Here is a 25,958-nt window from a genome sequence, read left to right on the forward strand (position 1 = left end):
GCCAGCGGGCTTTAGTTCCGCGCGAACAGGCCGAACACAAGACCGTATCTGACAAATTGCCAATTGCTTCGAAAAAAAGTCTTGCTTTGCAGGTGCCATCCACACAGGACAAAGCAGTCCTCTACAGGTTGAGGGTCAATGTCTGGTTTCCGAAAGCCACGCTTGACTTAACGCATAGGTCGACTGCGAGCCTTTTAACTTCGCGCCAATCTGATTTGGTCTAATGCCAATGCGACGATTGCCAAAAGGACCACTCCGCCGGAAATCATTGCAAGGACTACCCATCCAAGGCTGGAAATCACAAAACCAGCAGCAAAGGCGCAGATAGTGGACACCAGTGCAATGATTGTATCATTTGCACCTTGAACAGCCGCCTTTTCCTTCTCTGATAAAGCCGCATCTAGCATCGTAGTGCCTCCGATGAACCCAAAATTCCACCCAATACCAAGAATAATAAGTGATCCATAGAAGTGCATCGCCGATAGGCCGAGTGCAGCCGCGACCGCCGCTACGATAATGATGACAAGCCCCGTTACGGCGATGCGCTGCGCGCCAAACCGTTTAATCAGAAAGCCGGTAAAGAAGCTTGGCGCAAACATCGCTACAATGTGCCAGCGCACGACATCGCTGGCGGTCGCCTCGCTGAACCCGCATCCGACCATTGCGATTGGCGTCGGGATCATCAGGAACACCATGACACCCTGTGAGATCGCGGCGATACCCACCGCCTGTCTGATAGCGGGGCGGCGGAGCGCGGCAAGAGCGGCGAACCTGCTCGTCGGCTCTGTCGATGCGTCGGTTTCGGGTCGCGGAATCCGAACCGCCGCAAGAGGAATAAGGCCGAGAACGGCAATTAGACCCGTCGCCGCATAAGCGCCTGCGAATGGGATGGGTGCGAGCGCGTCCTGTGCCATGATGAACACCTGTGGCCCAGCAATCGCTGCAACTAACAAAGAACTTAGCATCAAGGAGATTGCAACAGGTCGCCAGTTTGGTTGGACGACCTCTCCGGCAGCGAAACGGAAATACTGAAACGACGCCCAACCTGCTCCCATCATGAAATGCGCAGCACATAGCAGGGTAAAACTCTGAGAGACCAATGCTTGGGTTGCGAGGATCGCTCCGAGAAGCGTAAGTACAGCTCCAAAAGCGAAGCCTGCCCGCCTACCCATTCGCCCCATAAGGAGGGAAAAGGGTGCAGCTGCAACCATCCCCGCCATGGTTTGGAGCGATGACGGAAGTGTGGTAAGCGCCGGGTTCGGTGCCAACATCAGCCCAGCGAGCCCCCCCAATATCAACTGAACAGGAAACGCCGCACCGAGGATTGTATTGGCCAAGAGGAGGCCGACGAAATTTCGGTTTTTGACGATGGAAGTTGCGGACAAAATGGCAGGCCTTTGAAACAGGGTTTGTTCAATAAGTTATAGGGCGACTTCAAGTGTATTCATCTTAGGAGCCGACATTCATTCGCACCGCAGTATTCGGGAGTTTGGGCTCACAGCCGCCATTCAGTTATCTCTCAAAATTTCCATGCCTCCCAATTTTTAAGACATAGAATATCACACTTCGAACAAATATTAACAAAATAGACATTCTTATCGAAACCTTACAGCAACGGGCTTGCTGACAGGTTTGAAAACTGTCTCTGGGATGTCAAAATCGCAGTTTTGTACAAAATTTCAGGTACAAAACCCGTGTACAAAATATACAAAACCGGGCGATTTCAGCTTAAATCGGCTCAATATCACCCTGCGCACGCATCGTTAGGAAGTCTGCTTCGAATTGCGCAAAAGTGCCAGCCGATATCGCGCCCCGCATTGCCGCCATAAGTTCTTGATAATAATGCAGATTATGCCACGTCAATAACATTGAGCTAATGATCTCTTGTGACCGAAACACGTGATGCAAGTAGGCCCGCGAATACTTGCGGCAAGTCGGACACGTGCAATCTTCATCCAAAGGGCGCGGATCATCTAAGTGTCTGGCATTCTTGATATTTATTACCCCGCGGCGCGTAAAAACCTGCCCCGTGCGGCCTGATCGCGACGGCAAAACACAGTCCATCATATCAACCCCGCGCTTCACCGCGCCAACAATATCATCCGGCTTTCCAACACCCATCAGATATCGCGGCTTATCTTCCGGCAGCATGTCCGGCGCATAGTTCAGAACGTCAAACATCGCCCCTTGCCCTTCGCCCACCGCAAGACCGCCAATGGCATACCCTTCAAACCCAACGTCCCGTAATTTCTGAGCACTTTCAGCACGTTGGTCACGAAAAACACTTCCTTGCTGAATACCAAAAAGCGCATACCCCGGGCGATCCCCGAACGCATCACGCGACCGTTGCGCCCATCGCATCGACAATTGCATAGACGCCAAGCTTGCTTTTTCTTCAACCGGATAAGGCGTGCATTCATCAAAGCACATCACAATATCACTGCCCAAAAGCCGTTGGATCTCCATTGAACGCTCCGGTGTCAGATGGTGCTTTGATCCATCGATATGGCTTTTGAATGTGACGCCTTCCTCTTTCAGCTTTCGCAGATCATTCAAGCTCATCACCTGAAATCCACCGCTGTCTGTCAAAATAGGGCGGTCCCAATTCATAAATTTATGTAATCCACCCAATCGGTTGACGCGTTCAGCCGTCGGGCGCAGCATCAGATGATAGGTATTGCCCAACAAAATGTCGGCACCGGTGTCGCGCACCGATTCAGGCATCATCGCTTTGACTGTCGCCGCCGTCCCAACCGGCATAAAAGCAGGTGTGCGCACGTCACCGCGCGGCGTCGAAATTAACCCTGTGCGCGCCTTTCCATCGGTGGCATGCAATGAAAAGCGAAAAGAAGAAGTCATTTTGTTCCTGATGCATCCAAAACAGCGTCTTTAACCAACGTCTGTTAATGCGTCCATGTCCCGCGGCGGTCTGTCGCAAAGTTTTCCCCGTACCCACGCTCCCGGATGTTCGCTCGGCGCTTTTTGGGTTCCTGAACAACAGCTTCAATCTGATTTTCGCGAGCATAGGCAACAGCGGCATCTTTCGTATCAAACTGCAGTTTGACCTGACTTTGGGTATCCGAAGATGACGTCCAGCCCATCAATGGTTCAACCTCACGCGCGGAGTCTGGTGCATATTCCAAAATCCAGTGTTTTGTCTTTGCTGTGCCAGACGACATTGCTGTCCTGGCTGGCTGATAAATACGGGCGCGCACAGATAGATCCTCCATCAAACAACATGCGTTATCGTTGATACATAATATCAATGCAACATATGGCGGACATATCCGAACAATTTTATGGAAATACACGCGTTGTCAGTCAGATCACCGGGAGCGAGGGATTGGGGGTGGAATGTAATCTGACTGACAAGCTTCTTGCGACGTGTACTTAAAAGTGTATGCACTACACGCTATGCGAGCAATACAATTATTGACGTTAAGTCAACATTTTATCTCCGAATTCACAGAAAACACTTTAATATACTGATTATAAACGATAATATAAAATTCCACAGGGGTGCGACAAAGTGACATTGCGACTTTGGTATGATATTGATACATCCCCTTGAAGAAGAACAAAAACAGATCAAATCTGTGGATGGAAGGAATCATCATATGTCCCAGCCTGCCCCAGTATCTGAAACGCGCCCTCGAGATAAACTTGAAGGCGGTATCTCATTTAAATTAAAAACAGATTTTGAACCTGCAGGCGATCAACCCACTGCAATTGCCGAATTAAGTGGCGGGCTTAAAAATGGTGATCGGGACCAGGTGCTGTTGGGCGCCACAGGTACGGGCAAAACCTTTACGATGGCTAAGATTATCGAAGAAACGCAGCGCCCTGCTATTATTCTTGCCCCAAACAAAACACTGGCTGCACAGCTTTATGGTGAATTCAAGGGGTTCTTTCCTGAAAACGCCGTCGAATATTTTGTCAGCTATTACGACTATTACCAGCCCGAAGCTTACGTCGCGCGCAGCGATACCTATATCGAAAAAGAAAGCCAGATCAACGAACAGATCGATCGGATGCGCCATTCGGCCACCCGCGCGCTGTTAGAACGCGATGATGTGATCATCGTGGCTTCTGTCAGTTGCATTTATGGTATCGGTTCGGTCGAAACCTATTCCGCCATGACCCAGGATCTGATCGCAGGCAATCAATATGACCAACGCAAAGTCATGGCTGATCTGGTAGCCCAGCAATACCGCCGCAATGATCAAGCGTTTCAACGCGGCAGTTTTCGCGTGCGCGGCGATAGCCTTGAAATCTGGCCCGCCCACCTTGATGATCGCGCCTGGAGGCTGTCGTTTTTTGGTGAAGAGCTGGAGGCGATCACTGAATTCGATCCTTTAACCGGACAGAAAACGGACACGTTCGAAAAGACCCGCATCTACGCCAATTCACACTACGTCACGCCGCGCCCAACCATGCAGCAGGCCATTATCGGCATCAAGAAAGAGCTGCGTATGCGGCTGGACCAGCTGGTGGCCGATGGTAAATTGCTGGAAGCGCAACGCCTTGAACAGCGCACGAATTTCGATCTGGAAATGCTGGAAGCCACTGGCGTCTGCAATGGTATTGAAAATTACTCTCGCTATCTGACGGGGCGTGCGCCTGGTGAACCCCCCCCCACCCTATTTGAATTTATTCCCGATCATGCCATTGTTTTTGCAGATGAATCCCATGTATCCGTGCCGCAGATCGGTGGCATGTATAAAGGTGACTATCGTCGTAAATTCACTTTGGCTGAACATGGCTTTCGCTTGCCAAGCTGCATGGACAACCGCCCGCTGAAATTCGAAGAATGGGATGCCATGCGCCCGCAATCAGTATTCGTTAGCGCCACCCCCGCCGCGTGGGAGTTGGAGCAGGCGGGTGGTGTATTCACCGAACAGGTCATCCGCCCCACGGGCCTTTTGGACCCCGAGGTTGAGATCAGGCCAGTCGAAATGCAGGTCGACGATCTGCTGGATGAGGTTCGCAAAGTAGCTGCTGACGGTATGCGCACCCTTGTTACGACCTTAACCAAACGCATGGCCGAAGATCTGACCGAATACATGCACGAACAGGGTATCAAGGTCCGTTATATGCACAGCGACATCGACACGATCGAACGGATTGAAATTCTGCGCGACCTGCGCCTTGGTGCCTTTGATGTTCTGATCGGCATCAACCTGCTGCGCGAAGGTCTTGATATTCCTGAATGCGGATTGGTCGCAATTTTGGATGCGGATAAAGAAGGTTTTCTGCGATCAGAAACGTCGTTGGTCCAAACCATAGGCCGCGCCGCGCGAAATGTCGACGGCCGCGTCATCATGTATGCAGATCGCATGACGGGCAGCATGGAACGTGCGTTGCGCGAAACCAACCGCCGCCGTGAAAAGCAGATTGCCTATAACATTGAACACAACATCACGCCTGCGACGGTGAAAAAGAACGTCGAAGATATTCTGGCTGGTCTGTACAAAGGCGATGTTGACATGAACCGCGTCACCGCCCAGATCGAAAAACCAATGCATGGCGCCAATCTTGAGGCCCATCTGGACGGCCTGCGCCAGCAAATGCGCAAAGCCGCCGAGAATCTTGAATTCGAAGAAGCCGCCCGCTTGCGCGACGAAGTGAAGCGCCTGGAAACTGTAGATTTGGTGGTGTCCGATGATCCCTTGGCCCGTCAAAGCGCTGTCGACCAAGCGGTGGGCGACGCCCAGAAAGCCGCCGGTCGCAGCACCGCTGGCAAACCCGGGCAAAGGGGCGGTGTGAAGCGAAGGAAGAAGAGATGAAATTAGATAGGATTCCACAATGAAACGCTCAAAATTTCTTGCAGATATTACTAAAATTAAAAAGGCTTATCAGGTTGGTATAAATGACTTAATGCAACTTAGTTCTTCGAAACAAATAGGTGGGCCTAAAACAAAGTTTTCATTTCTGTTACCTTATTCAATCATGATAGACAGAAAAAATGAACGTGCTGATGATAAGGCTATTATTTATAAATTTGATGAGTTGAGAGATAGTGTGCAAGTTGCTACAAATTATGTCTATTCATCTTTGTACATGGCCAAAGATCAGATAGTGGATTTTATGGCTGAAACACACAACCTTTACGGTGATAAAACCGGTGCTTTTCTTAGTGAACTCATGTATTCTTTGCATTCACACCAAGCTGAAAAAGGCTCCGAATATCAGCAGGCAGATATTCTTGCTTATGAAGCTGAAAATCAACTTACTGGCATATTAAACTTCCCAGCTTATTCCGCAGTTCAAATTGTAAATTATTTTAGTACAAAATCTTAAAAGAAATAAATTTTTTAGGACTTGGGCATTAAAAAAACCGAATTGATTGCTGACTACTTTTGCCTGCTTAATAATAAAGACCCAACACAATATCGTACGACTGTATCTGGACGTCCACGCCCACCAATCAATGTCTACAAACGGATCATACCGTTTGTAGACTAATTTGAGTGTGCGATTTAAAAATCGAAAATATCGCTTAGGAAAGACTCTTTCCGTTTTTTGCGGCGCGGGCGGCGGTCGTCGTAATCATCATAGTCATCATCATACCCCCGACCCGCTTGTGGCGGGGGCGGTGGGGCCGCTGCAGGAACGGAACGTTCGATGATCTTATCCAATTCACCACGATCCAACCAAACACCTCGACACTGGGGGCAATAGTCAATCTCGACGCCGCTTCTGTCGGCCATTACAAGCTCAGTTCCGTCAATTGGACATTGCATCGTGGTGCTCCTTTTCAAATCCTTTCAGAACATATGGTGCGGGTTTTCCAACATACAATATCGCAGCGAAGTGTTGCTAACGGGCTGTAATGTTTTATTGCTAAGATCAATATCTGCAGTTCAAATTTACATTGTTAAAAATAATTTTTAGCACGATACACCGGTATAAATTGAACTGGAACGATATGACCCCATCACGTCTTGGTCCCATAGCTAGCCTTGTGGCCCGCACCACAGGCATTTCAAACCTTCTTCTTGGCAGCCACTCATTAGCAATTATTTACATTCGTTTTGAAAGCGAGGGCCTTACCGAAGCATCGACTATGCAACTTGTTATCGGGTCGGCATTCATAATCTTTGGACTGCTGTTTCTTTTGCCCAATACACATATATCCGTTTTGCGCATCTTTTATAGTGCTTTGGCCCGCCCTTTGTTTATCGTTCTAAGCCTAGTGATGTTGTTATTTATGATAATATACGCAGTCGCGATACCAAATTCATTTTTGATCAAACAGTATATATCATTGAACCCCAAATACACCGGAGCGGCTGCCGGAATTCTAGCGATATTTTATTTGATTTTCTACATCATACCAGGCTTATCCTTTCGAGCTGCCCGTCCAACTGAAATCAGACCCAAGCAGCGTTTGAAAAACGTCAGCCGTATTTCGAATGCCTATCTTTATATCGTTTTAGTTTTTGCTGCGGCTGCGATTTACAGCTTCTTATTTTCAAAAACTATTCCATCGCTTGAACATATTGAAGCAAACCGAAAGCTTCTGCCCCTTAGTCTGGTCCTGCTAACTCTTGTGTCTTGTCTATTCGCTAATTTTCAAAGGCTGGTGAACGAACAAGGGTATGATGCAACTCACGTTGGACATCGGATTGGGTACGTTATCTTTACCACATCATTCCTGGCAGCGACACTTATCCCGAATGTTGAAAGAACATTTCCTATGATTTACCATCAATTTGAAACGTCTGTACCCGTAGAAGAGCAGATCTATCAAATCACTGGAAAAGCTGAAATGCGGCGTTGCCCAGAGGCCATATCGATTGCGTACCCCAAAGATCCGGATCGGCATTATCAAATATGCCGCGTGGGCAGCATTTGGTATCGCATTGAACCCGGCCAAAATATTCTGGTGTCAGGCAAACGCAGCCAATATGGGCATACGTTCACCACCATTCGTTTAGCAAATTAACCCAACCGACCTGCCAAACCTTTTTCAATAAGCACAACGGTTTCATCAACCCCATAAAGGGCGATGAAGCCGCCAAAACGTGGGCCCTGGCTGGCGCCTAAAAGCACCTCATAGATGGCCTTGAACCAATCGCGCAACGGCTCAAACCCGTGATTTTTACCGATGGCAAAAACGACTGATTGCAAGAATTCCTCGTCCGTATAATCGACCGCAGGTAGCGGGTCGTCATTACCCATTGCCGCATTTTTCTGCGCAATCGCATCCAACGCAATCTGCTCATCTTTCAGCGCATTTGCCAGATCCTGCAGTGCTGCATGTTCCTGGTCTGTGGGCGCACGGAAAACCTTGGTTGGCTTCACGAAATCATTGAAATAGCGTACAGCAAAACCCGCCGCTGCATCCATCGAAGGATGTGTCGAAGGCGAGGCATCGGGCGCATATTTGCCAATAAAGCCCCACAGAGTGTCCTTGTCTTCAGCACTTGATGCACTGGCCAGATTCAGCAGCATCGAAAATGGCACGACCATATCCGAAGCCGGCACATTATGACCGTGCAAGTGAAATACCGGGTTCGCCAGCTTTTGCGCATTATCCTGCCCCGGATATGCGCGCAGTTGTTGATGATATTCATCAACTGCCTTTGGGATCACGTCAAAATACAGCCGCTTTGCTGTTTTCGGCTTTTGATACATGAAATACTGCAGGCTTTCTGGTGCTGCATAGGTCAGCCATTCTTCCATCGACAATCCATTGCCTTTGGATTTGGAAATCTTTTGGCCCTGCTCGTCATTAAACAGCTCATAGGACAAACTTTCCGGCGGGCGCTGGCCCAAGGCGCGACAAATTTTCGACGACTGCGTTACGCTATCGATCAGATCTTTACCCGACATTTCGTAATCAACACCCAAGGCCGCCCATCGCATGGCCCAGTCAGGCTTCCATTGCATTTTGACGTTACCGCCGGTCACAGGAATTTCGACCCGTTCGCCATCGGGTTCTTCGTACACAATCGTGCCTTTGGCCACATTTCTTTCTAATGTCGGAACTTGCAGAACATGGCCTGTCTTCGGGCTGACAGGCAGGAAACAGGAATACGTCGCGCGGCGATCTGGGCCAAGGGTTGGTAACATGATCTCCTGAATTTTATCGAAACGTTCCAGTGCGGTCTGCAGCGCTTCGTCAAACTTGCCGCTCGTATAATACTCGGTCGATGACGCAAATTCATATTCGAACCCATAACTGTCCAAAAATTCGTTCAATTTGGCATTATTATGGTGTGCAAAACTTTCATGACATCCAAAAGGGTCACGTACTTTGGTCAATGGCAAATGTAGATCCTGCGCCAATTCATCCTGCATCGGCACATTGGTCGGGACCTTGCGAAACCCGTCCATATCATCGGAAAAACAGATCAGCTTTGTGGGTATATCGCTGATGATCTCAAATGCGCGACGTACCATTGTAGTACGAGCAACTTCGCCAAACGTACCGATATGCGGCAAACCACTAGGACCGTACCCAGTCTGGAACAAAACAAAACCTTTTTCTGGCGCGTTTTTCTCATAGCGTTTAAGCAAGCGGCGTGCCTCTTCAAAGGGCCAGGCTTTCGAACTCATCGCAGTATCGCGCAGATCAGACATCTTATTCTCCACATGCGTCCCGGCACCACACCAGAAACATCCCTTCTCCTATTGCCGCGGCGCGGCGGCGTCAATAAATTGCAAAGTGTATAGAAAAGGATATTCACGTGACCAATGCCACATCCCTAACGCCGCAGGATTGTCTAGCTGCCATGATGATCGCCGTTTCAGCATCTGACGAAAACATACGAACATCGGAATTGATCAAGATTTCAAATGCGGTAAATAACCTGCCGGTTTTTGCAGGCTATGATGCGGATCGCTTGAAGACGATTTCGCAAACGGTGTTTGATTTGTTTGAGCAAGAAGATGGGCTGGATGCGCTGTTTGGTCTTGTGCGTGAAAGTCTGCCGGAACGATTATTTGAAACGGCTTATGCGCTTGCATGCGACGTGGCTGCAGCAGACGGCAAAATCGCCGACCCAGAACTGCGGCTGTTAGAGGAAATGCGGTACGAATTAAATATTGATCGACTTCATGCGGCCGCGATTGAACGTGGATCGCGTGCACGTCACATGCCCATATAAAAAGAGCGGCTGTGCGCCGCTCTTTTCTATAAGAATTAATCATTTGATGGCGGCGACACGTTAAGTGTCGGTATGGTAACTTCTTCAGTATTTGTGGTTACCTGTACTTCTGGCACTTCCACTTCTACCGTCGTTTCACCCACACTAATCGAACCAACTTCGGCTTCGTATTCAGGAATTTGACCACCTTCGATGTCAATCGAAACATCAGGCAGACGTGCTTCTTCAGTTTGATCAATGTCGACCATATAGAATGCTACAGCCGCAACTGCGACAACCGCGATGACACCTGTGATTGCTACTGCTTTGTTCATAATAAACTCCATTGTTTGCTGATGAAACAACTCAACGTTTATCGAAATGGTTCCAATAATTTTTCAAATGGGAACTTTTAGGCATGCCCGGCATTAAATCCTTATAACGCCACAGGAGAGCGAAATGGAATATGGAATTATTGGCCTGCTGATTTTGATCGCAAACATCTATGCGATTATTAAAATCATAGGCAGTGGAGCATCAACCGGAGCAAAAGTTCTTTGGATTGTACTGATCTTAGTACTGCCAATTGTTGGGTTGATCATCTGGTTTCTTGCAGGACCAAAATAACACAATCAGCTTCCGTAAATATGGCCCCAACGCTGTAATAACTGCTGCTGCATAAGCCTGGAACGCCGATTCCACCCCCGTGCACCCCGAGGTCGATCATCACCAGATGATCGGCCTTTTTGCCGTTTACTAAGGTCTGCCGTGAAGATTGCAAAGACCAGTTCAGTCCCATCTTTTGCCGTTAAATAGCCGGCAAGGCTGCTTACGAAATTCAAAGTTCCAGTTTTTGCCCTGACCGTTACAGGATGGTTTTTCATGACTTTATAATCATTATCGCGCATTGGAATGGGTTTCAGCAAACTGGGTAAGGCACCTGATTGCAGTCTGGCAAGGGCTTTTACCATATCCTGCGGGGCCATGCGTGATGCGTCACCAAGACCGGAATGGTCGACAAACTTAGCATTGACCCCAAGCTTCGCCTTGGCCCATTTCGTCATTTCACTTGCCGAGACGCTTAACCCATCGACAGTTCCGTTTCGCATTTGGCTGGATGTCATGCCCAAAGCCTCGGCCGTCAGATTTGTCGAGTATTTCAACATACCACGGCACAAGGACCCAAGGGATGGGCTGCGATTTTCAGCAATCAGAGTACCCTTTGCAGATTTGTCAGAAACAGTCGCAGCAGGCAGACTGATCCCTTGTTCAATTGCAACAGCGCGAAATACATCGCCTGCATAAAGTTCAGGATTTCGTACTGGCAACCACCGCGCACCGCCTTTACCCAATGCGCTGCGTGCAACAGTCCATCGTTCAATCCGGTTTCCACGACGGTATGTATACACAGGCAATTTACGATCCACGATCTGCATCTGCGCCACATTCACAACAGGTTTAAACCGTTGTGCTGGTGCGCCCATGATCGTAACGTATTCTTTTCCATCCCGCTTCCATTCGAAATGCACACGGTTAAAATTGACATTCAGCCCTGAAATCGTCGCGTTATAACCATGATGGTCCGGTTGCCCCTGATCAATCGAATAGACAAACGGCAAGGCAGTCCCGATCACAATGAATTTGCCATTGATGCGATTGATGCCCTTGGCTTTCACACTGGCTGCCATATCGGCCAGATCATCGGTGCTTAAAACAGGATCGCCCCCGCCGACCAGATACAGATCCCCTTTCAACGTTCCATTTTGAATGGGGCCATTGGCCAGTATCTGCGTTCTAAAACGATGCCCTGCCCCCAAAACATCAAGCGCATAGGGGGCGGTGATGGCCTTGGTCACACTGGCGGGCGGCAAAGCTTTTCTGGCGCCACGGCTTTCAAGCATTTGTCCCGTTTTGGCATCGGCCACTGCAAAACCGACGTCGCCTGATAAGTTGGCACTGGCAATAATCTGATCCAGAGATCCAATTGCAGCCGGGATCAGGTTGGTCGGGCGTGCAACAGGTATCAACGAAATTTGGGGCGGTGCCGCGAAAGCGCCGGTAGCAGTACCGGACAAAAGCCCGGTTAAAAAAATGCGTCTTGAAATATCTGAAGTCATATTGAAACTAAAGCGCACAGGTCTTTTTCTTACAATACGCTTTACGATCAAATTTCCGATGTTTTGGTGTTATTTTTGCTTTCAACCCGCCTTATCAACGATCCACTCACCCCGAGCACGAATAGATGTCGATGAAACATGCGTTAAAGGCACATTCGCAAAACACCATGCAGGTGCATGTGACCGCGGCAAAAGATGTGACGCGCGTGCGTTAATACGGGCATGACGGTAAACCGTCGCAGCCTTGGATGTACGCGCCGAAATTCGGTCGCCAGGTCGGGCAATCACACCGATTGGGATATGTTCCATAATCCATTGCCACCGATCCCAATGGTGAAATTGCGCCAGGTTATCAGCGCCCATCAACCACACGAACCTTACACCTGGATAAAGGAACTGCAGATTAAGAAGCGTGGCTGCGGTATAACGCGTCCCGATTTGCGCCTCGATATCCGTAATGGTCACCTTTGGGTGCGTCATCAACGCGCGTGCGGCCTGCATGCGGTCGGACAGTTTAGCAGGTCCGCGCGATTTTAGCGGGTTACCAGGCGATACCAGCCACCAGATACGATCAAGATTGAAACGCTTTAGCGCCTCTGTCGTAATATGCACATGCCCTTGATGGGGTGGGTCAAAAGATCCGCCCAACAGACCGATTGTCTGCCCTAATCTGGCATATGGTAAGCAATATCGCATTTCGCTTGAATGACGGCATCAAAACAAAAGGGCAAGGGGACTGTTGTTCAGCACAACTGTCTTATATCGTTTGATCTTATGTTATCACCACGTATCTTGATCTTTACGACTGTATGTAACGAAGGCCCGTTTCTGCTGGAATGGATCGCCCATCACAAGGCGTTGGGCGTCACGGATTTTCTGATCTATTCCAATGATTGCACCGACGGTACCGATACGTTGCTGAATACCCTTCACAATGCGGGCGAAGTTACCCATGTGCCGCAGCATGCCAAAGGTAAATCTCCCCAATGGCTGGCGCTAAAGGCCGCAGCAAAGCACCCACTGATGACGCAAGCCGATTGGGCTATGGGCATTGATTGTGATGAATTCGTGAATCTGCGAGCGCCATTCCACCATTTGCAGGATATGATTACAGCGACCGAGGCAGACGCTTTTGTTTTGCAGTGGCGCTTGTTTGGCAACAGCAACGCATTGCAATTCGCAGATGCGCCAACGACGGAACAGTTCACCATGGCCGCACCCGAACGATGCCCATTCCCGTTGATGACACGGTTTTTCAAAACGCTTTATCGGGTCAAAGATGGCCCTTTTCGCAAGCCCGGCGTTCACCGCCCGAAATCAAAGCGTATTGCAAGATGGCATGACGGATCAGGCCGCCCTTTAACCACCGAATTTTCAAAAGCCGAAAACCGCATTATCGCAACAATGGGAAATGCACCTTGCGCATGGGTGCAACTGAACCACTATTCTCTTAGATCGACCGAGGATTTTATGGTCAAACGCGAACGTGGTTTGCCCAACAGACGCAACAAGAAAATAGATGCAGCGTATTGGGCGGAGCGCAATTTCAACATTGTCGAAGACCTGACAATCCAACGGCACCGCGATGCCGCAAAAGCCCATGAAGACAGATTGCTTAGCATGCCCAGTGTCGCGCAAGCCAGACAACAGTGCATATCAGCGCATCGTTCTGCGATTGAAACGATCTTGTCCAATCCGGATGAGGCAACTTTATTCACGCGCCTTGCGTTACTGAAAACAAGCACACCCCCAGATGAAGATATAGCCAAGATACTATTACAACGATTACAACACGCATCATCGACTTAATGATCACAACAAAAGGACCTGCCACAATGGATCTTAAGGACAAATCGCTTTTGGAAACCCGCGCTTTTATCGGGGGTGAATGGCACGAAGCGGACAAGACCTTTGAGGTGATCAACCCGGCGACAGGTGAAACAATCACACAAGTCGCTGATTGTTCAACGGATCAATTGTCAAAGGCAATTGATCTTGCCCATGCCGCGCAAAAAGACTGGGCTAAAAAAACCGGGAAAGAACGTGCAAATATCTTGCGCAAATGGTTCGATTTGATGGTCGAACATGCTGATGATCTGGCGCAAATTCTGACTGCCGAAATGGGCAAACCTTTGGCCGAGGCAAAAGGCGAAATCATGTATGGTGCGTCCTTTATCGAATGGTTCGCAGAAGAGGCCAAGCGGACATATGGAGATATTATTCCGCAACATCAGGCAGATAAGCGGATTGTGGTGATCCAACAGCCTATTGGCGTCGTTGGGTCGATCACACCGTGGAATTTCCCCAACGCAATGATCGCACGCAAGGTGGGACCTGCGCTGGCAGTTGGATGCTCTGTTGTGGCGCGACCAGCAGAACTGACCCCACTATCGGCACTTGCAATGGCAGTGTTGGCCGAACGGGCTGGCGTTCCAAAAGGTGTCTTGAACATCGTACCCAGCACCGATGCCGCCGCCGCAGGTGAAGAGCTGTGTGCAAACTCAAAAATACGCAAAATCACCTTTACCGGATCGACACGCGTGGGCCGATTACTAATGAAACAATGCGCCGAAGACATCAAAAAGGTCAGCCTTGAACTGGGTGGCAATGCCCCCTTTCTGGTTTTCGATGATGCCGATCTGGATGCCGCCGTGGAAGGGGCTGTTGCTGCAAAATATCGCAATGCCGGGCAAACCTGTGTTTGCGCAAACCGGATCTATGTACAAGCCAGCGTGTATGACGAATTCGCCGAAAAGCTGGCTGAAAAAGTGGCAGAACTGAAGACCGGAAATGGCTTTGAAGACGGTGTTACAATTGGGCCGCTGATCAATGATGCCGCCGTGGAAAAAGTACAAAATCATATCACAGATGCGTTGGACCACGGTGCGACGGTCAAACTGGGCGGCAATCGATTGGAAGGTACATTCTTTGAACCGACCGTCATTGTCGATGTTCCACACAAGGCACTGATCGCCCGTGAAGAAACTTTTGGGCCCGTTGCTGGCTTAATCAAATTTGACACCGAAGAAGACGTTATTGATATGGCCAATGACAGCGAATTCGGGCTGGCAGGGTATTTCTATACCCGTGACCTGGGTCGTGTCTGGCGCGTGGCTGAAGCGATGGAAACTGGCATTGTCGGTGTCAACACAGGCATTATCTCAACCGAGGTGGCGCCTTTTGGCGGCATTAAGCAATCAGGTCTGGGACGTGAGGGTTCAAAATATGGTGCTGATGACTTTACTGAAATCAAATACATTTGTATGGGCGGCATTTAGGGGCACATCATGGAAAAGAGATATCGCCCTTGTGTCGGCATCATGCTGGCCAATACTGCCGGACAAGTCTTTACAGGCCAGCGTATGGATTACTCTTCTGAGGCTTGGCAGATGCCCCAAGGCGGGATTGATGATGGTGAAAAACCCAAACAAGCCGCGCTGCGCGAATTGTGGGAAGAAACCGGTGTAGTTTCCGATCTGATCACGATTGAGGCTGAACACAGTGATTGGCTAAACTATGATTTGCCCGAAGATCTGGCCCAAAAACTGTGGAAAGGTAAATATGTTGGCCAGACCCAGAAATGGTTTCTGATGCGGTTTCAAGGTACGGATCAGGATATCAATATCGAAACGGATCACCAGGAGTTTTCGGAATGGCAATGGATGCCGCATGATCAACTGATTGATCGTATCGTGCCGTTCAAGCGTGAAATTTACCGTCAGGTCCTGGCGCAGTTCGCATCGCATTTATAAGATAAAGCCCCGGACATAACCCGGGACTTTGCAATCTTCAGCCTAAATGAATTTTCTTCATCTCGCCCTTGATAGCTGCCCATAAAAACATGCGATACAGAAGCAGGATGACCACAAAAACCACACCACCAAAAATTGCCAATCCTGCGGGATCTGCCATCAAATCGTTTGTGTCTGCGGCACCTGATGCGTTTCCATAAATTGCGATATTGGCAACTACACTAAAAACGATGGTTATGACAAATGCGATGATTGTGAACATGATCGACAGAGACCATCCTTCGCCAAATGTCGTCTTGCGCTTTTCATGAGTGACAAACGACTTTGCCACCGTGGCAACAGGAATAACAAGTACTGCGATACTGCCGCCCATCAACGCCCCCAGAAACATCGGTGATGCCGCAAGATCGGGGGCGAATTCCTGTAAAGCGAAAAGAGCAGCGGAAAGTACAACAATCGCGACTGTATAATAGAAAGCAAATGTCATGCTATACTGGGCTTTCGAACGCACCATAGTTAATAACCTTTCATTAGGTAAACATGCTCAGGTTAGACTGCCTTTTTTAAAGCCTCAACCAAATCTGTCTTTTCCCAGCTAAATCCGCCGTCGTCATCGGGTGTACGACCGAAATGACCATAAGCCGCAGTGCGTTCATAAATTGGTTTGTTCAACTCAAGATGCTGCCGGATGCCCCTTGGGGTCAGATCCATAACCTGTTCGATCGCTTTTTCGATCTCGGATGGATGCACTTCGCCTGTTCCATATGTATCAGCATAGATTGACAAGGGCTTGGCCACACCAATCGCATAGCTTAGCTGAATCAAACAACGATCTGCCATACCTGCCGCCACAACGTTTTTTGCCAGATAGCGCGCAGCATAAGCCGCCGAACGATCAACCTTAGTCGGATCTTTACCGGAAAACGCACCGCCACCATGAGGGGCCGCACCGCCATATGTGTCAACGATGATCTTACGACCGGTCAGACCTGCGTCACCATCGGGGCCGCCGATTACGAAAGTACCTGTTGGATTGACCCACCATTTTGTCGCGTCAGTGATCCAGCCCGATGGCATGACTTCGCGAATATAGGGTTCAACGATTGCGCGGATGTCATCGCTGGTCTGGCTTTCATCGGCGTGCTGTGTGGACAGCACAATTGATGTCACCTCGACCGGTTTACCGTCTTCATACCGTAAGCTGATTTGCGACTTTGCATCCGGGCGCAGCGTCGGTTCTTGACCCGATTTCCGCACCTCTGCCAAACGACGCAGAACTGCATGGGAATACTGGATCGGTGCTGGCATCAATGCGTCGGTTTCCGTCGTCGCATAGCCGAACATGATGCCCTGATCGCCTGCACCTTCGTCTTTATTATCAGATGCATCCACGCCTTGCGCGATATGGGCAGATTGCTGATGCAAAAGATTTGTTATTTCACATGTTGCGTGGTGAAATTCGTCCTGTTCATAGCCAATATCCTTGATACAGGCACGCGCAATATCTTCGATTTGCCCCATATATTCGGCCAATTTGGACTGATCGGACAACCCGACTTCGCCCCCGATGACAACACGGTTCGTGGTTGCAAAAGTTTCAGCAGCAACGCGCGCTTCGGGTTCTTCAGACAAAAACGCATCCAGAACGGCGTCAGAAATACGGTCACATACTTTATCTGGATGACCTTCGGAAACGGATTCCGAGGTGAAAATATAGTTCTTACGGGACATGAAAGTGCTCCATTAGGGTTAATCCGTCACGCCAGGAAGCCGTTGTGACAGGTGCCGGATTGGCCTACGCGTATGACCCGCGCCGGTCAATCAGATTTTCGCCATTTCGTTGCGGCAAGTGCTGCTAGTGCCAGACAAAGCACAAGGAACAGTGGCAAATCGCCTGTTCTATTATAAAGTGTTCGCGTCAATTTGGGGGGCAGTGCCACGTCAAGGTACCCTGCCTGCCCTAAAGGAATATGATCAATGATGTGGCCGCGCGCATCAATCATGGCTGAGACGCCCGTGTTCGCGACCCGCACCATAGGCAGGCCCTGTTCAATCGCCCGCATTCGCGCCTGCGCCAGATGCTGATATGGGCCAGAAAATTTACCGAACCAAGCGTCGTTGGTGATCATCAACAGAAAATCCGCGCGATTGGGCGCACCGTTGACCAGATGGGGAAAAATACCTTCGTAACAAATTAGTGGCATGGCAAGACCAAGAGGTCCAAGATCAACCAAGCCGGGACCAGATCCATGGGCAAAACCACCGTCTTGATTAGCTGCAAGGCCGTAAATGCCAAATTGCGCCAGAAAGGATGCGGCGGGCATGAATTCTCCGAATGGGACCAGATGACCTTTGTCATATTGCCCCATGATATGTCCGTCAGAATTGGCCGCGATCAGTGTATTGTAGAAGCGTTGGTTTTCGGTGCGTTGGATGCCCAGAACGACGGTCGCGCCCCGTGCTGCCTGACTAATCTGTTCCAAAGGGCGTCCGGCCTCGTGCAGCCAAAAGGGCACTGCGATTTCAGGCCAAACAACAAGATCGACAGGATTATCGGCAGATGTAAAGTCCAGTTGACGGTTGTAAAACACCGGCATCATTGCTGGATCCCATTTCAGGTGCTGTTCCGCATTTGGTTGGATCAGACGAACCACTGGCGCTGAGGCATCGGCCATTGGCCCTTTTGGCGCGGGCCATAATGTGATTGCGCAAACAGCTACCAATCCGGCAGTTGACCCCCAAAATGGTATGCTGAACTTTGATTGACGAAACGATAGCAGTGCAGCCATCATGAAAATCAGGGTATTCAAACCATGCGGCCCAATCCAGGCCGCAGATTGCCCAAGAATACTGTCGACCCAGGCATAAGATTGCATTGCCCATGGAAACCCAGTGAACAGATACGCGCGCAGCACTTCAGTTACTGTCAGCGTCATCACCAAAACCAACCGATTGGGCGACAGCCAGCGGGCGACGCCAAACGCAATGGCATACATAATTGCAAGGCCGCCGCATAAAAAGAACATGGCAAATGGTGCCAGCCAACCGTGGCGAGCAATATCAACCATAAAGGGTTCAATAATCCAATGCAGGGTTGTTACGAAAAAGCCCGCGCCAAAGGCCCAGCCCACTAAAGCCGCATCACGAGCCGTTGTGGTCAAGCCGTACATCGCAAATGCTGCGATCAGTCCCAGAAATGTCAAAATTGTCAGATCAAACGGCGGATGCCCCAAGGATGCGATCCCGCCAAAAAGCGACGCAATCCCCATTTTTTTCCAACGCGAACAGGACTGAAACCATACGGCCCAGTCCCTTGGCTTTTGATGCTGGGCAGTATCGCTCACGGCACCCGAACGCGAAGTCGTTTAATGCGGCGCGGATCTGCATCGACAATCTCAAATTCGGGACCTGACGGGTGGGGGACAACTTCGCCACGCGCTGGTACGCGCCCAGTCAGCATAAAAACCAACCCGCCAAGCGTGTCGATTTCTTCTTCGTCGATATCATCGTGATCGGTCAACGACTGGCCGATCTCTTCTTCAAATTCGTCCAGCGGCGTTTTGGCCTGCGCCAGATAACAGCCGGGTTTTTCTTCTGTCCAGAAAAGACCTTCGGCGATATCATGTTCATCTTCGATTTCGCCGATAACCTGTTCGATCAGATCTTCAATCGTGACAACACCGTCCACGCCGCCATATTCATCAATCACCAGCGCCATGTGTGTGCGATCTGTTTGCATCTTTTGCAACAAAACGCCGATCGGCATAGACGGCGGCGCGTAAAGCAAGGGCCGCAACATCTTGCGCAGACTAAATGTACCATTGCCGTTAAACCCGTGCCTGAGCGCTAGATCTTTCATATGGATCAACCCGATGGGCGTGTCCAAGGTACCTTCGTAAACAGGCAAGCGTGTTAGCCCGCTTTCGCGAAACGTCTGCACAAGATCCTCTTTGCTGATATCATCTGCAACAGCGACAATATCGGCCTTCGGAACGGCCACATCCTCGAGCCGCATGTTGTACAGATTAGACAAGCCATCCAACCGTCCCGAAGGCGGCGTATCTGATGTATCCACTTTTTCGACATCGGTATTTTTCGAACCGAACGCCCCAAAGATACGGTTTAACAAACCGTCCGAAGTGTTTGAGTCCTGCGCGCTTTGCGCTGCGTTAGAAGACCCGTCTGAGGTATCGCCCATTGTTCCTAACCAAAATGAAAACGCTGATTATGCGTTAGATTGCATATATGGGTCAGGCAGACCTAAAGTTGCAAGTATGTCGACCTCTAATTCCTCCATCAAGGCGGCATCTTGATCATTTATGTGATCATAACCCAACAGATGCAGCATAGCATGAACAATCAGATGCGTCACATGATCGTCTAGTGACTTATCCGCGGTGTCCGCTTCTTGTCTGCAAGTTTCATATGCCAATGCGATATCGCCCAATTCTGTCGGTCCCATCGGCCCAATCTCGGGCGAAACAGGGGTTTCACCAGGTCGCCCCGTCGATAAAGCCTGTGCAGGCCAACTAAGCACATTTGTCGGTTTTTGCTTTGCACGAAATTCAGCGTTTAATTCTGAAATGCGGGCATCATCGCACCCCATCAGGCTGACTTCAAACATTCCGGGTTCAATGCCAAGTCGGGACAATGTGGCAGATGCAGCTGTTTCTGCCAACGCAGCAAGTCTGACATTTTGCCAACGATCATCTTCGACAAGGATTTCAACCAGCATTATGGTTAAGTTGCTTCGTCAGCTTCATAAGCTTCGATAATAGCCGCAACAAGCGGATGGCGGACCACATCTTTCGATGTAAAATAGTTGAACGAAATCTTAGAGATATTCCCCAATAACCGTTCAGCATCCCGTAATCCTGATTGAACACCACGTGGCAGATCCACTTGGCTGCGATCACCTGTGATAACCATGCGGGACCCTTCACCAAGGCGTGTCAAAAACATTTTCATCTGCATGGTGGTGGCATTTTGTGCCTCGTCCAGAACGACGAAGGCATTCGACAGTGTGCGACCACGCATAAAGGCCAAGGGCGCAATTTCGATCCGCTTATCTTCGATCAGTTTTGCCACCTGTTTGCCTGGCAAAAAGTCATTCAGCGCATCATAAAGCGGCTGCATATAAGGATCGACCTTGTCTTTCATATCGCCAGGTAAAAAGCCCAAGCGCTCGCCTGCTTCAACTGCGGGGCGGGACAGGATGATCTTATCAACATGTCCGCCAATAAACATCGACACCCCCACCGCAACAGCCAGATAGGTTTTCCCCGTTCCGGCCGGACCAATTCCAAAGGCAAGTTCATTTTCAAAAAGCGATTTAACGTACGTTTTTTGCGCCTCTGTCCGGGGCTCAACCAGCTTTTTGCGCGTTTTGATTTCAACACGTCCGCCCTTGAACAGCTCCATCTGGTCACCATCCCGGGCGCCGGTATTTTTTGCCGCACTGTTCATTCGCAATTCGCCATCAATGTCGCCCGCGTCAATGCTGCGACCCGCCTCAAGACGTTGATAAAGCGTTTGCAAAATAGCAGCGGCACGCCCGCGTTCATCACCATTACCGATAATGGCCAGTTGATTGCCACGCCTTAAAATCTGCAATCCCAGGGAATGTTCGATTTGTGCAAGGTTGCGGTCAAATTCACCGCAAAGATCAATCAAAATGCGATTGTCTGGAAATTCCAGAAGTGTTTCTTGTATGTCATCCGAGGCAACTGGTGAGGTCGTCGTGCTGAGAGCCAATCAAATCTCCTGTTTTCGAGGGCTTGCTTTGATCTAGCCCTGCCTAAGACAGCGATGCAAGAGCGACATTTGATTTGTTACGAAATTGACAAGAAAACAGGCTGAAATTGGACAGCTTGCTATAAATAAGCAAAGATATGCACATGATTGTTAGGTATTGGTGTTATTCCATTACAACGTTGAATACCTCGGGATATCCCCAGATATCATCTGCACGCTCGCGCGGACCAATTGGAATTATGATCGATATACCGCCACCTGCTCCCATCATACTGTTTGCAGCTCGTCTTTTCTCAGAAATGTTGATGGCTTCAAGGGTATCCACGCCAATCTTACCTTCATAACTACATCTGATTGTTGCCGATGGTGACTGACGGCGGTAATCAGGCACCTTAACATACGCTGGTGCTGTAAAAGACGCCTGAAATAATTGGTTCGATAGGGTGCATTGTGGTCCTTTTCGAAAATTTACCAAATCAGCAGCACGGATCAAAATCAATCTATCACCATAGTATCTTGGCTGGCCTTGGTTGCGTGTCGCGGCATAAATATCAAGGCCGTTGGCGCTCTGTACTTTTGGTTGAACGACTACAACGTTATTTGGATCGCCATCGTACCCTGCACAGGCAATAAGGAAAACGAAAGGGATTGAAAAAAGAGCTTTGCGAAACAGCATAAATTTTACTCCTGAGTTATGTATGAATATTATTTGAAGCGCATAATTTGGGTGCCGCTAAAGCGAGGTTTTGAATTAGGATTGAAAAATGGACGGCACCCTAGTTGAGCCCTGCATGACAAAGATCGCGAGCGAAATGACCCGGTTGTGAAAAATGTGACATATAAAACTCCATAGTTCAAAAATATGAACATAGTTCATGAACGCCATTCATAAAGGCGGGGAAAAATCTGTCAAGGTTTTTTTGTCTATGGATTATGTGTCAAAGAAAAAGGGGCCCGAAAACTCGGACCCCTTTCAAAACTACATAAGCAGGTTGGCTTACATCATGCCGCCCATGCCGCCCATGTCAGGCATGCCGCCACCACCGCCGGCGCCTGGCTTTTCTGGCTTATCAGCAACCATCGCTTCTGTTGTGATCAACAGACCAGCGATTGATGCTGCATCTTCCAGCGCAGTACGAACAACCTTAGCCGGGTCGATCACGCCGAATTTGAACAGATCGCCATACTCTTCAGTTTGTGCGTTAAAGCCAAAAGTAACGTCGTCGCTTTCGCGGATCTTGCCTGCAACAACAGCGCCGTCAACGCCCGCATTTTCAGCGATCTGACGCAGGGGCGATTCAATCGCCTTACGCACGATTGCAATGCCGGCTTCCTGGTCAGAGTTTGCGCCTTTCAGACCTTCCAGTGCCTTACCGGCCTGAACCAGTGCAACACCACCGCCGACGACAACACCTTCTTGCACAGCCGCACGAGTTGCGTTCAGCGCGTCATCAACGCGGTCTTTACGCTCTTTCACTTCGACTTCGGTCATACCGCCAACGCGGATCACGGCAACACCGCCAGCCAGCTTGGCCACACGTTCTTGCAGTTTTTCACGATCATAGTCCGAAGATGTTTCTTCGATCTGACCACGGATCTGGCTAACACGTGCTTCGATTTCAGCTTTTTCGCCGTTACCATCAACGATTGTTGTTTCGTCTTTTGTGATCGAAATACGCTTGGCTGTGCCCAGCATGTCCATTGTGACGGACTCAAGCTTCATACCCAGATCTTCGCTTATCACCTGACCACCGGTCAGAATCGCGATATCCTGCAGCATGGCTTTACGGCGATCACCGAAACCAGGTGCTTTAACAGCCGCAATTTTCAGGCCACCGCGCAGCTTGTTGACCACTAACGTTGCCAAAGCTTCGCCTTCGACGTCTTCTGCGATGATCAAAAGTGGCTTGCCAGACTGGATAACTGTTTCCAGCAATGGAACCATTGGCTGCAGTGATGCCAGTTTCTTTTCATGCAGCAAGATCATGCAGTCTTCGAGATCTGCAGTCATCTTGTCGGGATTTGTCACAAAGTAAGGCGACAGGTAACCACGGTCGAATTGCATACCTTCGACGACGTCCGTTTCTGTTTCCAGACCTTTGTTTTCTTCGACGGTGATGACACCTTCGTTGCCGACTTTTTGCATCGCATCTGCAATCTGACGACCGATTTCAGCTTCGCCGTTGGCCGAGATTGTACCAACCTGTGCAACTTCGTCGCTGTCTGTCACTTCACGTGCCGCAGCTTTGATCGCTTCGACAACTTTGGTTGTTGCCAAATCAATACCGCGCTTCAGATCCATTGGGTTCATGCCAGCAGCAACAGATTTCATGCCTTCTTTGACAATCGCTTGCGCCAGTACAGTCGCAGTTGTTGTACCATCACCAGCTTCGTCATTGGTGCGGCTGGCGACTTCTTTCACCATTTGCGCGCCCATGTTTTCGAACTTGTCTTCCAGTTCGATTTCCTTGGCAACCGATACACCATCTTTAGTGATGCGCGGCGCGCCAAAAGATTTGTCCAGAACCACGTTACGGCCTTTTGGGCCCAGTGTTACTTTTACAGCATCAGCCAGAATGTTGACGCCGCGCAGCATACGGTCGCGGGCATCTGTATTGAACTTGACGTCCTTAGCAGCCATTTTGCTTGCTCCTGATTATATTTGAATTTTCGTGTTGTGCGGAAAATACGGTTTAGGCCATCAGGCCCAAAATATCGCTTTCCTTCATGATCAGCAGTTCTTCGCCGTCAACGGTCACTTCTGTACCGGACCATTTGCCGAACAGAATTTTATCACCGGCTTTGACGTCCATCGCGATGCGATCACCGTCTTCGTCGCGTGCGCCTGCACCGACGGACACAACTTCGCCCTCTGCTGGTTTTTCTTTTGCGCTATCCGGAATGATCAATCCGCCAGCTGTTTTTTCTTCACTTTCTACACGGCGTACAAGCACGCGGTCATGAAGTGGTGTAAATGCCATCTCTGAGGCTCCTTGGCTCAAAGTTTCTCCCAATGACGTCGAACGACGCCTATTAGCACTCGTTAGTGACGAGTGCCAATGAAGCGTAATTAAGTATCGTATCTCTGTGTGTCAACAGGAGTCTGACTGAAAAAATCAACACGGTTGAGCTTGATGCCGCGCATGCTTAGTTTGTATGTAAACTCAAACAAAGGAATGGGTTGTATGCGCATTATAACAAGTCTGTTTTTCTTTTGCTTATGTACCCCAATTTTCGCTGCGTGCAACGGGATTGACAGGCTGGCTGACTTGCAAAGTGAACAGCGCCAAGAGCTAGATCAGACGATTGCGCAGACACCTTTTCCATACGGAAATCATTGGAAGGCAGAAAAACCCGGCAGTACAATCCACATTGTCGGAACAATCCATGTCTATGATCCGCGGCTTGAGGTAAATTTGGATCGTCTTAAACCTGCGATAAAAGATGCAGGCATGCTGTTGGTCGAAGTGACCACCGACGACGAATACGCGTTGCAACAACGCCTGTCACGCGAGCCAGAGTTGCTGTTTATCACAAAAGGCCCCACCCTGCCCGATCTGATGTCGGAAGACAGCTGGAAAAAACTGGCAGATGAAGCGCGCGCACGGCAAATTCCAGCATTCATGGCAGCAAAATTTCAGCCTTGGTATTTGTCGATGATGCTTGGCATCCCCCCTTGCGCCATGTCCGATATTACATCTGGCAAACGTGGTCTGGACCACCTGATCATGGAATATGCCAAGCAAGCAGACATTCCGTCACAATCACTGGAAGACACGCTGACATTGTTTAAGATGTTCTCAAATGACCCTATCGAAAAACAGGTTGAGATGTTAGAGGCAGGTATTGCTGTGAACCAAGATGCTAACGCAATGTTTGCGACCTTGGTTGAGGCATATTTCCGCGAAGCTCATGTTGAAATATGGCAATACTCGCGCCTTCATGCTCTTCAAGTTTCAGGTCAGGATACTGATCAGACTGCTGAAATGTTTGACGAGATTGAAGAGTTGCTTTTGAACCGACGCAACCAAGCTTGGGTCCCAGTGATTTTAGAGGCCGCTGCAGAACACGAAACGATTATGGTGGCCGCCGGCGCCGCCCACTTGGGCGGTGACGAAGGTGTTTTGAACCTGCTGAATGCCGAAGGTTATCGTCTGACAAGGCAGGATTTCTGACACTTCCCAGGTGACAGGTGACAATCAGATCAAGCCCGGCTAAAACCCGCGCGACCGGATCAAACA

26 protein-coding genes and 1 riboswitch are annotated in these 25,958 nt (G+C 49.5%); of the genes, 9 read left to right on the forward strand and 17 right to left on the reverse strand.

From position 1 onward, the window contains the following. Nucleotides 1-194: 194 nt before the first annotated feature. The 3 genes from HRQ87_RS13930 to HRQ87_RS13940 all read right to left on the reverse strand — a co-directional run bounded on the left by HRQ87_RS13930 (nt 195) and on the right by HRQ87_RS13940 (nt 3,215). Nucleotides 195-914: an MFS transporter gene (locus HRQ87_RS13930; protein WP_246252290.1), complete on the reverse strand. Its 720-nt coding sequence runs from the start codon at nt 912-914 to the stop codon at nt 195-197. Nucleotides 915-1,728: 814 nt separating this feature from the next. Continuing rightward, nucleotides 1,729-2,859 carry a tRNA guanosine(34) transglycosylase Tgt gene (tgt, locus tag HRQ87_RS13935; protein WP_174139058.1) on the reverse strand — a complete coding sequence of 377 codons (1,131 nt, stop codon included), beginning with the start codon at nt 2,857-2,859 and terminating at the stop codon, nt 1,729-1,731. Nucleotides 2,860-2,903: 44 nt separating this feature from the next. Next, a complete protein-coding gene (locus tag HRQ87_RS13940) occupies nt 2,904-3,215 on the reverse strand; it encodes an NADH dehydrogenase ubiquinone Fe-S protein 4 (protein WP_174139216.1) in 312 nt (103 codons plus the stop codon). A 402-nt stretch (nt 3,216-3,617) separates the two neighbouring features. Between HRQ87_RS13940 and uvrB the strand changes: the two genes are divergently transcribed. After that, nucleotides 3,618-5,786 (forward strand): excinuclease ABC subunit UvrB, encoded by a 2,169-nt coding sequence (uvrB, locus tag HRQ87_RS13945; protein WP_174139059.1) that lies wholly within the window; start codon nt 3,618-3,620, stop codon nt 5,784-5,786. 19 nt (nt 5,787-5,805) lie between these two features. Beyond that, complete coding sequence (locus tag HRQ87_RS13950; protein WP_174139060.1) at nt 5,806-6,300, forward strand: hypothetical protein; 495 nt, start codon at nt 5,806-5,808, stop codon at nt 6,298-6,300. A 179-nt stretch (nt 6,301-6,479) separates the two neighbouring features. On the opposite strand, the gene HRQ87_RS13955 is transcribed toward HRQ87_RS13950, so the two are convergent. Then, nucleotides 6,480-6,743: a TFIIB-type zinc ribbon-containing protein gene (locus HRQ87_RS13955; RefSeq protein WP_174139061.1), complete on the reverse strand. Its 264-nt coding sequence runs from the start codon at nt 6,741-6,743 to the stop codon at nt 6,480-6,482. 221 nt (nt 6,744-6,964) lie between these two features. On the opposite strand from HRQ87_RS13955, the gene HRQ87_RS13960 reads away from it, so the two are divergent. Continuing rightward, nucleotides 6,965-7,948, forward strand: coding sequence for a hypothetical protein (locus HRQ87_RS13960; protein WP_174139062.1), 984 nt, complete (start codon nt 6,965-6,967; stop codon nt 7,946-7,948). Here HRQ87_RS13960 and HRQ87_RS13965 read toward each other — a convergent pair. Next, the gene (locus HRQ87_RS13965; RefSeq protein WP_174139063.1) at nt 7,945-9,588 is read right to left on the reverse strand and encodes a lysine--tRNA ligase; all 1,644 of its coding nucleotides are present in this window, start codon (nt 9,586-9,588) and stop codon (nt 7,945-7,947) included. The two genes, HRQ87_RS13960 and HRQ87_RS13965, sit on opposite strands and share 4 nt — an antisense overlap. Nucleotides 9,589-9,740: 152 nt before the next feature. On the opposite strand from HRQ87_RS13965, the gene HRQ87_RS13970 reads away from it, so the two are divergent. Continuing rightward, nucleotides 9,741-10,115, forward strand: coding sequence for a tellurite resistance TerB family protein (locus HRQ87_RS13970; RefSeq protein WP_217430465.1), 375 nt, complete (start codon nt 9,741-9,743; stop codon nt 10,113-10,115). A 35-nt stretch (nt 10,116-10,150) separates the two neighbouring features. Here the strand turns inward: HRQ87_RS13970 and HRQ87_RS13975 are convergent, their stop codons facing one another. Next, nucleotides 10,151-10,429 carry a hypothetical protein gene (locus HRQ87_RS13975; protein WP_174139065.1) on the reverse strand — a complete coding sequence of 93 codons (279 nt, stop codon included), beginning with the start codon at nt 10,427-10,429 and terminating at the stop codon, nt 10,151-10,153. A gap of 124 nt (nt 10,430-10,553) precedes the next feature. Here HRQ87_RS13975 and HRQ87_RS13980 point away from each other — a divergent pair, with 124 nt between their 5' ends. Then, nucleotides 10,554-10,721 (forward strand): PLDc N-terminal domain-containing protein, encoded by a 168-nt coding sequence (locus tag HRQ87_RS13980; protein ID WP_174139066.1) that lies wholly within the window; start codon nt 10,554-10,556, stop codon nt 10,719-10,721. A gap of 5 nt (nt 10,722-10,726) precedes the next feature. On the opposite strand, the gene dacB is transcribed toward HRQ87_RS13980, so the two are convergent. Next, complete coding sequence (gene dacB, locus HRQ87_RS13985; RefSeq protein WP_343035287.1) at nt 10,727-12,229, reverse strand: D-alanyl-D-alanine carboxypeptidase/D-alanyl-D-alanine endopeptidase; 1,503 nt, start codon at nt 12,227-12,229, stop codon at nt 10,727-10,729. A 63-nt stretch (nt 12,230-12,292) separates the two neighbouring features. Further along, on the reverse strand, nt 12,293-12,907 hold the full coding sequence (locus HRQ87_RS13990) for a nicotinate-nucleotide adenylyltransferase (RefSeq protein WP_174139067.1): 615 nt from the start codon (nt 12,905-12,907) through the stop codon (nt 12,293-12,295). Between the two features lie 9 nt (nt 12,908-12,916). Here HRQ87_RS13990 and HRQ87_RS13995 point away from each other — a divergent pair, with 9 nt between their 5' ends. The 3 genes from HRQ87_RS13995 to HRQ87_RS14005 are packed head-to-tail and all read left to right on the forward strand — an operon-like array spanning nt 12,917 to nt 15,963. Continuing rightward, nucleotides 12,917-14,020: a glycosyltransferase family 2 protein gene (locus HRQ87_RS13995; RefSeq protein WP_174139068.1), complete on the forward strand. Its 1,104-nt coding sequence runs from the start codon at nt 12,917-12,919 to the stop codon at nt 14,018-14,020. Nucleotides 14,021-14,046: 26 nt separating this feature from the next. Continuing rightward, nucleotides 14,047-15,489, forward strand: a complete 1,443-nt coding sequence (locus tag HRQ87_RS14000) for an NAD-dependent succinate-semialdehyde dehydrogenase (protein ID WP_174139069.1) — start codon at nt 14,047-14,049, stop codon at nt 15,487-15,489. A 9-nt stretch (nt 15,490-15,498) separates the two neighbouring features. Further along, on the forward strand, nt 15,499-15,963 hold the full coding sequence (locus tag HRQ87_RS14005; RefSeq protein WP_174139070.1) for an RNA pyrophosphohydrolase: 465 nt from the start codon (nt 15,499-15,501) through the stop codon (nt 15,961-15,963). 37 nt (nt 15,964-16,000) lie between these two features. Here the strand turns inward: HRQ87_RS14005 and HRQ87_RS14010 are convergent, their stop codons facing one another. The 9 genes from HRQ87_RS14010 to HRQ87_RS14050 form a co-directional block, all read right to left on the reverse strand. Next, nucleotides 16,001-16,477, reverse strand: a complete 477-nt coding sequence (locus HRQ87_RS14010) for an ABZJ_00895 family protein (protein ID WP_174139071.1) — start codon at nt 16,475-16,477, stop codon at nt 16,001-16,003. 35 nt (nt 16,478-16,512) lie between these two features. Next, nucleotides 16,513-17,694, reverse strand: a complete 1,182-nt coding sequence (metK, locus tag HRQ87_RS14015) for a methionine adenosyltransferase (protein ID WP_174139072.1) — start codon at nt 17,692-17,694, stop codon at nt 16,513-16,515. A gap of 5 nt (nt 17,695-17,699) precedes the next feature. Continuing rightward, a riboswitch (SAM-SAH riboswitch) is annotated at nt 17,700-17,748 on the reverse strand. Nucleotides 17,749-17,780: 32 nt separating this feature from the next. Continuing rightward, complete coding sequence (gene lnt, locus HRQ87_RS14020; protein ID WP_343035288.1) at nt 17,781-19,307, reverse strand: apolipoprotein N-acyltransferase; 1,527 nt, start codon at nt 19,305-19,307, stop codon at nt 17,781-17,783. Beyond that, entirely contained in the window at nt 19,304-20,161 is an 858-nt protein-coding gene (locus tag HRQ87_RS14025) for a hemolysin family protein (RefSeq protein ID WP_174139073.1), read from the reverse strand. Before HRQ87_RS14025 ends, lnt begins: the two co-directional genes overlap by 4 nt. A gap of 27 nt (nt 20,162-20,188) precedes the next feature. Further along, nucleotides 20,189-20,698, reverse strand: a complete 510-nt coding sequence (ybeY, locus tag HRQ87_RS14030) for an rRNA maturation RNase YbeY (RefSeq protein WP_174139074.1) — start codon at nt 20,696-20,698, stop codon at nt 20,189-20,191. Nucleotides 20,699-20,703: 5 nt separating this feature from the next. Continuing rightward, nucleotides 20,704-21,717 carry a PhoH family protein gene (locus tag HRQ87_RS14035; RefSeq protein ID WP_174139075.1) on the reverse strand — a complete coding sequence of 338 codons (1,014 nt, stop codon included), beginning with the start codon at nt 21,715-21,717 and terminating at the stop codon, nt 20,704-20,706. Between the two features lie 163 nt (nt 21,718-21,880). Beyond that, nucleotides 21,881-22,393, reverse strand: a complete 513-nt coding sequence (locus HRQ87_RS14040) for a hypothetical protein (protein ID WP_174139076.1) — start codon at nt 22,391-22,393, stop codon at nt 21,881-21,883. 321 nt (nt 22,394-22,714) lie between these two features. Continuing rightward, nucleotides 22,715-24,358 carry a chaperonin GroEL gene (gene groL, locus HRQ87_RS14045; protein ID WP_174139077.1) on the reverse strand — a complete coding sequence of 548 codons (1,644 nt, stop codon included), beginning with the start codon at nt 24,356-24,358 and terminating at the stop codon, nt 22,715-22,717. A gap of 52 nt (nt 24,359-24,410) precedes the next feature. Beyond that, nucleotides 24,411-24,698, reverse strand: a complete 288-nt coding sequence (locus HRQ87_RS14050; protein WP_174139078.1) for a co-chaperone GroES — start codon at nt 24,696-24,698, stop codon at nt 24,411-24,413. Nucleotides 24,699-24,902: 204 nt separating this feature from the next. Between HRQ87_RS14050 and HRQ87_RS14055 the strand changes: the two genes are divergently transcribed. Next, nucleotides 24,903-25,892, forward strand: coding sequence for a TraB/GumN family protein (locus tag HRQ87_RS14055; RefSeq protein WP_174139079.1), 990 nt, complete (start codon nt 24,903-24,905; stop codon nt 25,890-25,892). The last annotated feature ends 66 nt before the right edge of the window (nt 25,893-25,958 follow it).

It is taken from the genome of Parasulfitobacter algicola, assembly GCF_013315265.1.
GTDB lineage: Bacteria > Pseudomonadota > Alphaproteobacteria > Rhodobacterales > Rhodobacteraceae > Parasulfitobacter > Parasulfitobacter algicola.